The following is a 12839-nucleotide window of genomic DNA, read 5'->3' as shown; positions in this document are numbered from 1 at the left end:
TCCCGTGTTTACCAAGTCTTACCTAGTTTTACCGGGTGTTACCCGGTTTTGCCGAAAAATTGGTGTCCTCACCGCAGCCGTTCACGGGTGCGAGGTGCACAGTTGATCAGGTGGTGCCCAACATGATGAAAATGTTTTTGCGACTCTTTGCGATCGGTTTCGGCGCCTCGCTGGCAGCCGCGCCCGCGCACGCCGACTGCTTCGATGAAGCCGCCAAGTATCAAAAGGTCAATCCGCTGATCCTGCGGGCAATCGCGTGGCAAGAGTCGCACAACCAGCCGGACGCAATGAACAAGAACGCGAACGGTTCCATCGATTACGGCCTGATGCAGATCAATTCGGTGCACCTGACGCAGCTCGCACAGTACGGGATCTCGACCACCACGCTGATGCAGCCGTGCAAGTCGGTCTACATCGCCGCATGGCATTTGCGCCAGAAGATGAACAAGTATGGCAACACGTGGCAAGCGGTCGGCGCTTATCACTCGGAAACGCCGTCGCTGCGCGATCAGTACTCGCGGCAGATCATCAATATCCTGGGCAAGTGGAAGTTGCTGACGGCATCGCGCTGATTCAGGTTCACTTCGCATCATTTCGTTTTGTTTCGTCTGGCTTCTTCTGTTTTTCATCGCATGGCGCGGCGTTCCGGCCGCGTTTGATGCACAATTCCGCGTTCCAGCTCGCCCCTATCCGAGGCGGGTTTTCTTGAAAGCGCCGCCGTTTTCAGCGGCCGCTCGCGCGACTACGCGCCCTCTTTCGATGCCAAACGCGATGAATCAGCCCCTGCCCGTTACCGTGCTTGCCGGTTTGCCAGGCGTAGGCAAGACCACCCTGCTCGACCATTTGCTCGCGGATCAAGCCGGCACGTCCATCGCGGTTGTTCGCGCACGGATCGACGATCTGTCGAGTGAAATCAACAGCGTTGCTGCTGGGGGTCGCTTCAACGCGATCGTGGTGGAAGCGTCCGGTACCGATGACCCGCAGGTGATAGCCGAAAGTCTTGTCTTCGATAACGACATTGCGCACCTCGACACAATCTTGACCGTCGTTGACGCGGAAAGCTTTTCGCGCGATTACGCGTCGACGGATTCGCTGAGCGAGCGCGGCTTGGCAAGCGATGCTCACGACGACCGCACGGTTGTGGAAGCGCTGATCGCGCAGATCGAGTTCTGCGATGTGATCGTGATCAACAAGACGGATCTCATCGATACCGACACACTCGCTAAACTCCGGCGCGTTCTGCACGCGCTCAATCCGCGTGCCGAGCTGATCGATGCGCATCAAGGCGTCGTGCCGGCGAGCGAGTTGCTGAACACAGACCGCTTCGACTTCGATGCAACGTCAAGCGCGCCCGGCTGGCTGGCAATGCTGAACGCCGATCCGGATTCGGCGTCGGAATTGGCGGCCGATGACCTCGGTGTTGGCGGTTTTGTGTATCGCGCGCGGCGGCCGTTTCATCCCGAGCGGCTGTGGGCGCTGGTGCATCAGGAATGGCCGGGTGTATTGCGTTGCAAAGGCTTCTTCTGGCTGGCGACACGCAGCGATATTGGTGGCTCGCTGTCGCAAGCGGGGGGCGCGCTGCGGCATGGTCCCGCGGGCATGTGGTGGGCGGCGCAGGAGCGCAGCGAGTGGCCGACCGGCGATGCGGAGCTGGAAGCTGAGATTGCCGCGGACTGGTACGGTGATGCGGACGATATGACTATCGGCGACCGGCGGCAGGAACTGGCGATGATCGGAGCCAGCCTGGACGAGTCGCATTGGCGCGCGGCTTTCGACGCCTGTCTTGTCACCGATGATGAATGGTCGCAAGCGTCGGAGGGATTGTTGCCCGATCCGTTTCCGTCGTGGGAAATGGATGAAGATGAGCACGGCCACGATCATCATGACCACGGCGATGATTGCGATTGCGGCGCCCACGGGCACTAGCTTGTCACCAGTGCCCGGCGAATAACGCCGGCGAAAAAAAACCCGCCAATGGCGGGTTCTATACACACAATCGGCTACCAACTTACCGCTTGTTCACTGCGTCCTTGAATGCCTTGCCAGCCGTGAACTTGACGGTCTTGGCGGCCGGAATCTTAATGGATTCGCCGGTCTTCGGGTTACGGCCGGTGCGCGCTGCGCGCTTGCCCGAACCGAAGCTTCCGAAGCCAATCAACTGCACGGCGTCACCCTTCGAGACAGCCTTCTTGACCACTTCGAGCAACGTGTCCAGCGTTTCGCCGGTTTGAGCCTTGCTGGCGCCGGTCTGAGCGGCCACGGCGTCGATCAGTTCCTGTTTATTCATTAAGGTTCCTTTATCAGTTTAGGTTGACACGAACAGCGCGAACGCGCCGATTATACGTGCGCGGGCCTTGCAGTCGAGTACTGGCGCGGGTCCAGCCCCCTGGCCCACTATTCCGGCAAACCCTCACACCCCGGTCGCCGGGCCTCCTCCTTACTCGGCGGTTGTTATCATAACGCAGCGCAAACCCAAGCGGGACAAGGGTTTCGAAGATTTACGCATGATCGGACGCAAGCGGAAAGCCTTTCCGTGGCGCTTTTCATGCAAGCAATCCTTTCGTACTGCACATTTCACCCTCCGTTGGTTTTTGCCAACGGTTGGCGGTCGATCCGGTGTATTGCGGGCTAAGCCTTGCCCCTATTAGCTTTAGAGGAACGCGGCGCAGCCTCGGAAATGCACGGCGAAGCTCATATCAGCAGTTTTCTTTCAAACCTTTCGGATGACCCATTCCTTTTTTTGCGCAAACGTGCTTGTCGATCGCGAACGCTGGTTCCAGCGACGGAATTTCACGGTTTTGCAGGCGGAATTCGACGCTGCGCGGCTGTTTATCGAGACATGGGCCACTTGGCGCGCAGATCCACAGCGCTGCGAGCGCCTGCATTTCGTGGCGGTCGCCCCGCTGGCGTCGATGGCTCATCCGGACATGCTCACCGACCAGCCATCGCTTTCCCAATTAGTGATCGATGCATGGCCAATGCAGGTTGCCGGACTGCACAGGCTCGAGTTTGAAAACGGGCGGGTGGTGCTGACGCTGGCCATCGGCGAGCTGGAGATAATGCTGCAGAAGGTCTGGCTACGTGCCGATGCCTTTTATCTGCGGCTATCGCAGGTTGATGCGAAGTTGGCGTACATCGCCAAAGCGCTGGCTCGTGTCGCCGGGGATCAGGCGACGTTATGCGCGCAAGCGCAGCCCCTTCTTCCCCAAGCGCTCAAAGACGCAGGTTTTATCTGCGATGAAACCCCGGACGGCACTCATGTGAAAGCGCGTTTCGCCCCACGCTGGCGTGTACGGCGTCACGAACCGCCGCTTGCATTGGCAATTGAGAACGCGACTCCATCGGCAGAGTTTTCGAAGAGCGCGGTACCAGCTTCCTCACGTCAAATGCCACGCCATGCAATCGTCATCGGGGCTGGCCTTGCAGGCTGCGCGATCACCGAGCGCCTTGCGTCGCGGGGATGGCGAGTCAGCCTGATCGAGCGTCACAACGATCTCGCCCACGATGCGTCGGGTAACCCCGCTGGGGTCTTTCACCCGATCGTCTGGCGTGACGACAGCATTGCCGCCCGCCTGACACGCGCAGGATTTCTCTACGCGCTGCACCGTTGGTCCGAACTCGAGCGCGCCGGCCACACCTTGAACCGCAGCCACGAGGGATTGCTGCAAATCGCAGATTCCACCTACGATGCGCACGCAATTGCATCTGCGATCAAGCGCTTCGGCTTACCGCCGTCCTATGTAATAGCTGTCGATGAACACGAAGCCACCCGTCTGGCCGGCCAGCCTGTCGCGCGTCCCGGCTGGTTTTTCCCTCACGGCGGCTGGATTTCCCCCGCCGCGATATGCGCCGCGCAATGCAAGGCTGCGGGAGATTTGCTCACCCCCCGCTTCGGCACGGAAGTCGCGCGTATAGATCGGAAAAACGACACATGGACTGCCTTCGACACCACTGGCCGCGCCGTCGCCCACGCCCCCGTCGTGATCCTCGCCAACGCCGGCGATGCGCAACGCCTCGCGGGACTCCATGGCCTGCCGACGCGCGGCGTACGCGGCCAGCTAACGCTACTGGACTCGAGTCCGCTCGATGGTCTGCGTGTTCCCATCGTCGGCGATGGCTACGCCGTGCCGCTCGGCGCGCATCGGACGCTGACGGGCGCGACCTACGATATTGACGACATCAACACGCAGATCCAGGCCGCCGGACATATCGAGAATCTTGAACGTGTCGCGATGATGCTGCCCGCCCTGGCGGGGTTCGTGCCTCAAGCGGAAACGCTGGAAGGCCGCGTAGCTTTCCGATCGGTGACGAGCGACCGCATGCCGATGATCGGCGCCCTCGCCGACGAATCCGCCGCACGTGCCAATGCGACCCGTCTTTCCGGCGCATGGCCGCTCGATTTGCCGCGCACGGCCGGCTTGTACGGCGCGTTTGCTTTCGGTTCGCGCGGACTGGTGTGGTCGACGCTGGCCGCCGAGCTGATCGCGGCGCAAATCGAAGGGGAACCGTGGCCGATCGAACGTGAGCTGGCTGAAGCTATCGATCCAGGACGCTTCCTTCTACGGGCATTACGACAAGGCGAACTCGGCTAAAACGATCGGTCGGCAAACTATCCACCGCAGCCTGTGGATAACTTGTCGAATTTCACGCGAATGACCTGTGTACTCGCTGTGGGCGTAAACGGGACAACTTGGTCGCGCCGCGAATCCACCGAAAGTTGTTCCGAGTTCGCGCTCCGCCGCCCACACGTTCACTATCTGCTTATGCGCCCTTCAAGCGTTTGTAAACGTTGATGAAAATGGAGTTATCCACAGAAATCGTGCGGTCTTGTTAACTACTACTACATATATATAAACAAAACTTGTAAACCTTAAAACAAGCGTCATCGGCAGGCCCTCAAAGTTGAAAAACCGCGTTATCTCAGACGAAACGACAAGAAGATCCGGCTGCCTGAAAGTAGATTTTTCCTCATACAGACACGCCATAAGCCATTGTTACCGCTGGGTTTAAGCGTCCATGGAGATCGAACAGGCGTCGCCGGGAGCTATGGCACAATCCTCGTTCTTTCGTTTGGCCGCTTTGCCGGCTTATCGCTTCAAACCGGGCTCTGCAACGAGCAACACGGATTGAAAAGAACGCTGTAACCCTTGCCATGACGGCAACGGACCGACTGGCCAACCAGCGAATCGGCTGTCATATCGGCCGTCAATTGGCCGACGGATCCCAACGGGGTTTGACGGCGCCTGAAGAATCACCGGGCGACGAATCTTTCCGGCAACACGCACTGTTGCCGCGCACTACCTGCCCATTCACTGTCTATCTGCACTAGCTGCGAAGGAGAAGTCCTCACGATGAAGTCGGCCTTTTCATTCCTACCGGTTTGGCCACTCACACCCGATGCCATTTTTTGGGCCGGCCTTGCACTGGTCGCCGCCGGCCTCTGCGGTGAACTGCTCTGGCGCGCCTGGCGTTTGCCGCGCATTACGGGCTACGCTGTCATTGGCCTGATCGCGGGCAACGCGGGTTTTGGTGTGATCGATGTCAGTTCAGCCGGAATTTCGCGGCCCTTACTCGACGTCGCGCTCGGCCTGCTCCTGTTCGAGCTCGGCAGCCGGCTCGACTTGCGCTGGATTCGCCGCAATCCTTATCTGATCTTATCGAGTGTTGCTGAAAGCACGCTCACGTTCGGTTTCGTATTGATCGCGTTGACGCTGTGCAAAGTGCCGACCATGCCGTCTGTTGTGATCGCTGCAATCGCCATGGCAACATCGCCAGCCATGGTCATTCAACTGCGCACCGAACTGCGCGCGGAAGGCCAGGTCACACAACGATTGCTCACGCTGACCGCGCTCAACAGCATGTATGCGGTGATCGTGGAAAAACTCGCGGCCGGCGTGCTGCATCAGGAAATTTACGGCAACACGCTTGCAACAATCGTCCAGCCGCTTTATCTGCTGCTCGGTTCGCTCGCGCTGGCGCTCCTCCTCGCACTGGCCTGTAATCTGCTCTACAGGCGACTGAATACCAACGACGAGCATTCGTTCGTCGCGCTGTTCGGTCTCGTGCTGCTCGCCATCGCGATCGCGCATGTGTTCAAGCTGTCGACCATTCTTGCGTTGCTGGCGGCCGGCATCATCGTGAAGAATTCGAACGAGCGGCCGCAGCTCTGGCCAACACATTTCGGCACGGCGGGCTGGTTGCTGACCGTGATTTTGTTCGCACTGACGCTGACATCGTTCGAATGGCGCGATATCGCGCTGGGCGGTGTGGCTGCACTGGCGCTGATCGTGGCGCGTTTCATTGGCAAGCTGGCCGGCGTGCTGATCTTCGCGAAGCCGAGCGGCCTCAACTGGAAGCAGGGTGCGGCGCTCGGCGTGGCGTTGACGCCAATGTCGGCGCTCGCTTACCTGCTAGTCGACGATATGTACGTGCTGTATCCCGACTACGACCCGACGCTGCGGGCAATCGTGATGTGCTCGATCGTCGTGCTGCAAATTGTTACTCCGTTCCTCGTGTATCGCAGCTTGTCGGCGATTGGCGAACGGCGCGAGTAGTGTTCAAGTAAGGTTTAAGCAGCGTTTCATGCTGTTTTTCTCCTTTTTTGCGGGTCGCCGGGCGTGTCATCGAACCTGTCACGGAGCGCTTGAGCGCATGACCGGGTTTGCCCCGGCTTACCCGGCGCGTCGAGCCCATGACGTGTCGACCGGCGACCCAGGCTTTGTCAATCAAGAGGCACCATGTCACTCGAACCTTTCATCAACTCGGAGCCGTTCACCTTCGGCGTCGAACTCGAGATCCAGGTCGTCAACACGCATGACTACGACCTGACCAAGGCCGCCTCCGATCTCATGCGGCTCGTCAAGGACGAAAAGATCCCTGGCAGCATCACGCCGGAGATAACCGAAAGCATGATCGAGTTGTCCACCGGCATTTGTACGACACACGAACAGGCTTTAACGGACCTCCGTGCCATCCGCGACACTCTCGTGTCCGCTGCTGACCACCTCAACGTCGGGCTGTGTGGCGGTGGCACGCACGCCTTCCAGCAGTGGAGCGACCGCCAGATCTTCGATACACCGCGCTTTCAGTACCTTTCCGAGCTCTACGGTTACCTCGCGAAGCAGTTCACGGTGTTCGGCCAGCACGTGCACATTGGCTGCCCGGACCCGGACAGCGCGTTGTTCCTGCTGCATTCCATGTCGCGCTTCATTCCGCACTTCATCGCGTTGTCGGCTTCGTCGCCGTACGTGCAAGGGGTAGATACCGGCTTTCATTCCGCGCGCCTCAATTCTGTCTTTGCATTTCCGCTGTCCGGGCGGGCGCCGTTCACGCTCACGTGGGACAGCTTCGAGGAATATTTCTCGAAGATGGTCAGCACCGGCGTGGTCAACAGCATGAAAGATTTCTACTGGGACATCCGGCCGAAGCCGGGTTTCGGCACGATCGAAGTCCGGGTGATGGACACGCCGCTGTCGGTCGATCGCGCGGCCGCCATTGCTTGCTACATCCAGACGCTTGCGCGCTACCTGTTGCTCGACAAACCTCTGACGTTGAAAGAGGACGACTACCTCGTCTACACGTTCAATCGGTTTGAAGCTTGCCGCTTCGGCCTGGAAGGCAGTTGCATCGATCCGCAGACGGGCGAGCGCCGCACGATTGCCGAAGACATCCTCGCGACGCTTGACGTGATCGCGCCTCACGCCGAAGCGCTTGGTTCGAACGAAGCACTGCGCCAGGTCGGCGATATCGCCCGCAGCAACATGAACGATGCAACCTGGTTACGCGGTGTTTTCGATCGCGAGCGTTCGCTGCACGAAGCGGTGCGTCAGCAGTGCCTGCAGTGGCGGGAGTGATAGATCGGCCTTGGCTCCAGCGGTTTGACCGCCTCCCGAAAAAAGAAACCTGCTCTCCGGCGGGTTTTTTTTCGTCATTTTCTTTGGAGTCGCTCCTCGATAACGCGTCTCCAAGGTTTACTGTCATGAGTTCGTATACATACGTAATAGTAGTTAACAAGCATCGTGCAATTCTGTGGACAACCGATAAAATCTCCACAAACTCAACAGTTTGGAGTGCGCATAACTACGGTGTGGGGTCTTGCATCGAGCGGGGTTTTGAGGGATAACAATTTGGCGGATTGGCACGCTGGGGGGTTATCAAGAATCGGCGCACATCCAATAATGTGGTTATCCACGGCCTTATCCACACTGTTTTGTGAATAACTAAGGTGTACGTTTGGTTCCAGTCGCTTAGAATGTCGGTTTTACCGGTAGGGGGATGCAACACCGGTGAAACAAATGAAGCGCTCGACGGTCTAGAACAGGCGCCACGGAGAAACATAGAAGTCCTGATCCGGACGACGAACTAGCTGCATCGGTTTGATCGCCCGAATTTTGAGACGGTAGTTGATACGAAAGGATTCGCCGGTCGGGTATGCCGGCGATTGAGCCTGCAGCGACTTGGGTAAAACGAGCGGGGTCTGACGTTTTACCGGTTTCAAGCCGTTGCCGAACCATCAGATAAGCATCAAGAAAGACGAAGCGAACGACTATGAGCGAAGGCGTATACGGAGAGCAGGCCACAGGGCGGGTGACCCATGGTTTGCTGCGGTTGAGCACGGCGATGCGTAGCCAGGCATGGGAATGGGCTGAGGGTGCGGGCTTGACGCCGACCCAGGGCGAAATTCTCGTGTTGCTGATGCAGCGGCGCGGACCAATGCGGCTTGGCGAGATCGCACGGGAAACGGCGTTGACCGCCGCGACCACGAGCGATGCCGTCAGCACGCTGGAAGGCAAGGGTCTGGTCGAAAAGCGCCGCGCGCTGGACGACGGGCGCGCGCTGGCAGTACGCCTGACCGCACGCGGAAAGACGGCGGCAAAGAAGGCGCTGGTATGGCCGGAGTTCTTGTCCAAGGCAGTCGGCACGTTGAAAGCCGACGAGCAGTCACAGTTGTATCGGAGCCTGCTCAAGACCATTCGACAGCTCGAAGTGGTGGAGCAGATTCCGCCGCATCGCATGTGCCTGAGCTGCGAGCACCTCGAAGCGAGCAAGAACCCGAAGAAGACGCCGCATCACTGCGCGTTGCTGAAGATCGACATGGCCGATACCGACCTGCGTCTCGATTGTTCGGTATACGAAGAAGGCGATCTCGCCAAGCAGAAGAAGAACTGGAAGATCTTCGCGCAGGTCGCGTAAGCGTCGCTGCCTGAAGCTTCACGTTTGCCGTCCGTGCTTCGCGCTCAAGGCGCGAAGCACGCCGGTGTCGGTTAGACTATCCGAGCCGCGTGCCCGTTGGCGGTGCGCCGGCTGCTCGACCGTGCCTCTCCTTCGTGTGCGCCGCCTCATGCCGCGCACTGATCTCAGCTTGCCGGCTTTCCTGGGTGACCGCCGATGAAACGTGAAGTCCTGGCGATACGCCACGTCTATTTCGAAGATCTCGGCAGCCTGGAACGGGTGTTGGGCGATCGCGGCCAGCTGGTGCGTTATCTCGACGTGGGCCGCGCTCGTATTGACGCTCCCAATCCGCTCGATACTTCGTTAATGGTCGTCCTCGGCGGCCCGATCGGCGCTTATGATGACGCGCTGTTTCCTCATCTGAATCCATTGCTCGCCATGCTGGAAAAGCGCATTGCGGCGGGCTTGCCGACTATCGGCATCTGCCTGGGTGCGCAGTTGATTGCCCGTGCGCTCGGCGCGAAGGTTTATCCGGCGGCGCAAAAAGAACTCGGCTGGAAGGCGCTGACGCTGACCGAGGCGGGACGGGCTTCCGCTTTGCGGCATCTCGAAGCGGATGGTCAGTCAACGCCGGTTCTCCATTGGCACGGCGACACCTTCGATCTCCCCGATGGCGCCACGCGGCTGGCATCCACAGATCTTTGCGAGAACCAGGCCTTCAGCTGGGGCGACCATGTCCTGGGCCTGCAATGCCATCCGGAAGTCCTGGTCGACCGTTTCGAAAGCTGGCTTGTTGCGTATCCGGGCGAAGTGGCGGAAAGCGGGACTACCGTAACTGCCTTACGGGCTGACACCGTCCGGTACGGCCCGGCGCTCGAACTCGCCGCGCGCAAGATGTTTGGCGAATGGCTGGACCGTTTCGAGCCAGCCAAATAAAGGTTTAGACGAACTGAAGGTAACGCACCATGAATCCTGTGATTGACGCCGTGCTTGCCGGAGAAGTTGCACCGCTCGGCACGCAGGGCAAATACAGCGCGATTCACAAAGTGCCGGTACCGGCGCGCGTTCGGGTGGGTGAAACCGGGTTGGAAGGCGATCACCAGTTCGAACGCAAGCATCATGGCGGCCCGGAGAAGGCGCTGCATCACTATAGCCGTGACCACTACGCCGTCTGGCGTGACGAATGGCCGGTATCGTCTACGGGTTTGGCTCGTTTTGACACTCCCGGCGCATTCGGCGAAAACATCTCGACACGCGGTTTGAATGAAGCAGATGTGTGCGTCGGCGATGTGTTTCGTCTTGGTACGGTGATCGTGCAGGTATCGCAGCCGCGCCAGCCGTGCTGGAAACTCAACCTCCATTTTTCCCGCCATGACATGTCGCGCCGCGTGCAGGACACGCGTCGTACAGGCTGGTATTACCGCGTTCTGGAACCCGGTGAAATAGAGGCGGGTGACGTCATGGAACGGCTTGCGCGGCCGCATCCCGAATGGAGCATTGAACGGTTGCTGCGGGTGTTTTACGTTGATCGGGATGACCAGTCAGCGCTCGAGCAGATGACAGCGCTTGCGGCGCTGACACCATCGTGGAGAAGCACGGCGGCAAAGCGGCTCGATACCGGCCGAGTCGAGTCTTGGGCGATGAGATTGAACACGCCTGACGAGTTGAAGTAGACGGCGAGGGCGCCGGCATTTTGGTCAAGCGACACGGTCTGCTGTCAGCAGGGAAAAAACCGAAGTGCTATTCTAAAACGCCCCTTTTTCCTCCCTCCGGAAACCCTCCCATGAGCGCTCTGTTTTCGCCCTTCACGCTGCGAGGCGTGACGCTTCCGAACCGCATCGTGGTCTCGCCGATGTGCCAGTACTCAGCCGAACGCGGCGAAGCCACTGCGTGGCACATGATCCACCTCGGACACCTCGCGCTCTCGGGCGCCGGCATGCTCTGCCTCGAAGCAACCTCGGTCGAACCCGATGGCCGTATCACGCCCGGCGACCTCGGCCTCTGGGACGACGCGACTGAAGCTGCGCTCAAACCGGTCATCGACGCCATTCGAAAGCATTCGCATATCGCCATCACAATGCAGGTCAGCCACGCAGGCCGCAAAGCGTCGAGCGCAGTGCCCTGGGAAGGCGGTCAGTTGATCGCGGTTTCCGACGGCGGCTGGATGCCCTCGGCGCCGTCGGCGATCCCGCATAAAGAAGGCGAAACGCCGCCGCTAGCTCTCGATGCAGCCGGCCTGATCCGCATACGCGAAGCCTTCGTGGCGACGGCGAAGCGCGCCGCGCGCTTGGGGGTCGATGCACTTGAAGTGCACGCGGCCCACGGTTATCTGCTGCATCAGTTCCTCTCACCGCTTGCCAACCAGCGCACCGATGAATACGGCGGCTCGCTCGAAAACCGGATGCGTTTTCCGCTGGAAGTCTTCGACGCCGTGCGCGCTGCTTTTCCCGCCGATAAACCTGTCGGCCTGCGTGTGTCGGCATCGGATTGGGTGGAAGGTGGATGGGATCTCGAGCAGACCATCGCGTTCGTGAAAGAGTTGCAGAAACACAAGGTGGACTGGATCGATGTGTCTTCGGGCGGCGTTTCCCCGCTGCAAAAAATTCCGCTGTCGCCGGGTTATCAACTGCCGTTTGCCAAAGCCATCAAGGAAGCTACGGGCGTGAATACCATGGGCGTGGGTCTCATCACCGACCCGCAGCATGCCGAAGAAATTATTGAGTCGGGAGAGGCGGATCTCGTCGCGTTGGCGCGTGCGCTGCTCTACAATCCGCGCTGGCCGTGGCACGCGGCTGCGCAACTGGGTGCGACCGTTGAAGCGCCGCCGCAATACTGGCGCTCGCAGCCGCGCGATCAGAAAGCGTTGTTCGGCGATATCTCGTTCGGTCAACGCTGAAACTCGCGGCTTGAATTTATGGAGCGGTTGAATTCGTGCGCGCCTAACGTGTACGATGCCGTTGTTCGCCTGCATGGTTTCAACCTCACGTGGGCGGCGAACGACCGAGAATTGCAGCACATGAAGTAACCGATGCAAACGAAGCAACTCATGCAATGAGAAAGACAGCAACGCGGCGGCGCCTCGCATTCAGGCCGCCGCGTTTTTTTGATCCACGTTCCGGTTCGTCACCGTTCGCGTGAAACCGGGACGGGGCGAAGTTGAAGTGTCTGCTAAGCCAAACCGATTCGTTTTAAAGGATTCATTCGATGAGTTCACGGAGGGTCGCCGTCCGCCGTTCGGGCATACACGGCAAGGGCGTGTTCGCCGCGATGCCGCTTGCCAAAGGCGAACGGATAATCGAGTACAAAGGCGAACGTATTTCGTGGAAAGAGGCGTTGCGCCGTCATCCGCACAACCCTGACGAGCCGAACCATACGTTCTATTTCGCGCTCGAAAATGGCAAGGTGATCGACGGCAAAGTCGACGGCAACAGCGCACGCTACATCAACCATTCGTGCGCGCCGAATTGCGAAGCCGAAGAGAAGGAAGGGCGCGTGTTCATCCACGCGCTGCGTGCGATCAAGGAAGATGAAGAGCTGTACTACGACTACGGTCTTGTCATCGACGGTCGCATCACGAAGAAGCTCAAGAAGGAATACGAGTGCCGCTGCGGCGCCAAAAAGTGCCGCGGCACCATGTTGGCGTTGAAGAAGAAAAAGTAGGGCTTTCG

General features: G+C 59.4%; 11 protein-coding genes. 10 read left to right on the top strand and 1 reads right to left on the bottom strand.

The features are described from left to right. The first annotated feature begins 125 nt into the window (after positions 1-125). Together SBC1_RS17800 and SBC1_RS17795 are read left to right on the top strand one after the other, a co-directional pair. A complete protein-coding gene (locus SBC1_RS17800; RefSeq protein ID WP_165093494.1) occupies positions 126-572 on the top strand; it encodes a lytic transglycosylase domain-containing protein in 447 nt (148 codons plus the stop codon). Positions 573-771: 199 nt separating this feature from the next. Beyond that, the gene (locus tag SBC1_RS17795; protein WP_165988728.1) at positions 772-1926 is read left to right on the top strand and encodes a GTP-binding protein; all 1155 of its coding nucleotides are present in this window, start codon (positions 772-774) and stop codon (positions 1924-1926) included. An 82-nt stretch (positions 1927-2008) separates the two neighbouring features. Here the strand turns inward: SBC1_RS17795 and SBC1_RS17790 are convergent, their stop codons facing one another. Continuing rightward, positions 2009-2287: an HU family DNA-binding protein gene (locus SBC1_RS17790; protein ID WP_031364544.1), complete on the bottom strand. Its 279-nt coding sequence runs from the start codon at positions 2285-2287 to the stop codon at positions 2009-2011. A 436-nt stretch (positions 2288-2723) separates the two neighbouring features. Here SBC1_RS17790 and mnmC point away from each other — a divergent pair, with 436 nt between their 5' ends. The 8 genes from mnmC to SBC1_RS17750 all read left to right on the top strand — a co-directional run bounded on the left by mnmC (position 2724) and on the right by SBC1_RS17750 (position 12831). Next, positions 2724-4592: a bifunctional tRNA (5-methylaminomethyl-2-thiouridine)(34)-methyltransferase MnmD/FAD-dependent 5-carboxymethylaminomethyl-2-thiouridine(34) oxidoreductase MnmC gene (gene mnmC / locus SBC1_RS17785; protein ID WP_165988726.1), complete on the top strand. Its 1869-nt coding sequence runs from the start codon at positions 2724-2726 to the stop codon at positions 4590-4592. A 759-nt stretch (positions 4593-5351) separates the two neighbouring features. Then, positions 5352-6554, top strand: coding sequence for a cation:proton antiporter (locus SBC1_RS17780; protein WP_165092968.1), 1203 nt, complete (start codon positions 5352-5354; stop codon positions 6552-6554). A gap of 183 nt (positions 6555-6737) precedes the next feature. Next, positions 6738-7853, top strand: coding sequence for a YbdK family carboxylate-amine ligase (locus tag SBC1_RS17775; RefSeq protein ID WP_165092967.1), 1116 nt, complete (start codon positions 6738-6740; stop codon positions 7851-7853). A 694-nt stretch (positions 7854-8547) separates the two neighbouring features. Next, positions 8548-9192, top strand: a complete 645-nt coding sequence (locus SBC1_RS17770; protein WP_165092966.1) for a MarR family winged helix-turn-helix transcriptional regulator — start codon at positions 8548-8550, stop codon at positions 9190-9192. Positions 9193-9387: 195 nt separating this feature from the next. Further along, positions 9388-10107: a glutamine amidotransferase gene (locus SBC1_RS17765; protein ID WP_165092965.1), complete on the top strand. Its 720-nt coding sequence runs from the start codon at positions 9388-9390 to the stop codon at positions 10105-10107. A 29-nt stretch (positions 10108-10136) separates the two neighbouring features. Next, positions 10137-10844 carry an MOSC domain-containing protein gene (locus SBC1_RS17760; protein ID WP_165092964.1) on the top strand — a complete coding sequence of 236 codons (708 nt, stop codon included), beginning with the start codon at positions 10137-10139 and terminating at the stop codon, positions 10842-10844. 110 nt (positions 10845-10954) lie between these two features. Then, positions 10955-12067 carry an NADH:flavin oxidoreductase/NADH oxidase gene (locus SBC1_RS17755; protein WP_165092963.1) on the top strand — a complete coding sequence of 371 codons (1113 nt, stop codon included), beginning with the start codon at positions 10955-10957 and terminating at the stop codon, positions 12065-12067. A 308-nt stretch (positions 12068-12375) separates the two neighbouring features. Further along, positions 12376-12831, top strand: a complete 456-nt coding sequence (locus SBC1_RS17750; RefSeq protein ID WP_089162625.1) for an SET domain-containing protein — start codon at positions 12376-12378, stop codon at positions 12829-12831. Positions 12832-12839 lie beyond the last annotated feature (8 nt).

Origin of the sequence: Caballeronia sp. SBC1 (genome assembly GCF_011493005.1) — a bacterium.
Classification (GTDB): Bacteria; Pseudomonadota; Gammaproteobacteria; order Burkholderiales; family Burkholderiaceae; genus Caballeronia.
The sequence above is the reverse complement of the archived record's forward strand: the minus strand, read 5'-3'. Positions and strand labels throughout refer to the sequence as shown.

Bases quoted from the DNA above. Each gene is read 5' to 3' on its own strand.
- SBC1_RS17800 (WP_165093494.1), top strand. From the start codon at position 126: ATGAAAATGTTTTTGCGACTCTTTGCGATCGGTTTCGGCGCCTCGCTG.
- SBC1_RS17795 (WP_165988728.1), top strand. From the start codon at position 772: ATGAATCAGCCCCTGCCCGTTACCGTGCTTGCCGGTTTGCCAGGCGTA.
- SBC1_RS17790 (WP_031364544.1), bottom strand. From the start codon at position 2,287: ATGAATAAACAGGAACTGATCGACGCCGTGGCCGCTCAGACCGGCGCC.
- mnmC (WP_165988726.1), top strand. From the start codon at position 2,724: ATGACCCATTCCTTTTTTTGCGCAAACGTGCTTGTCGATCGCGAACGC.
- SBC1_RS17780 (WP_165092968.1), top strand. From the start codon at position 5,352: ATGAAGTCGGCCTTTTCATTCCTACCGGTTTGGCCACTCACACCCGAT.
- SBC1_RS17775 (WP_165092967.1), top strand. From the start codon at position 6,738: ATGTCACTCGAACCTTTCATCAACTCGGAGCCGTTCACCTTCGGCGTC.
- SBC1_RS17770 (WP_165092966.1), top strand. From the start codon at position 8,548: ATGAGCGAAGGCGTATACGGAGAGCAGGCCACAGGGCGGGTGACCCAT.
- SBC1_RS17765 (WP_165092965.1), top strand. From the start codon at position 9,388: ATGAAACGTGAAGTCCTGGCGATACGCCACGTCTATTTCGAAGATCTC.
- SBC1_RS17760 (WP_165092964.1), top strand. From the start codon at position 10,137: ATGAATCCTGTGATTGACGCCGTGCTTGCCGGAGAAGTTGCACCGCTC.
- SBC1_RS17755 (WP_165092963.1), top strand. From the start codon at position 10,955: ATGAGCGCTCTGTTTTCGCCCTTCACGCTGCGAGGCGTGACGCTTCCG.
- SBC1_RS17750 (WP_089162625.1), top strand. From the start codon at position 12,376: ATGAGTTCACGGAGGGTCGCCGTCCGCCGTTCGGGCATACACGGCAAG.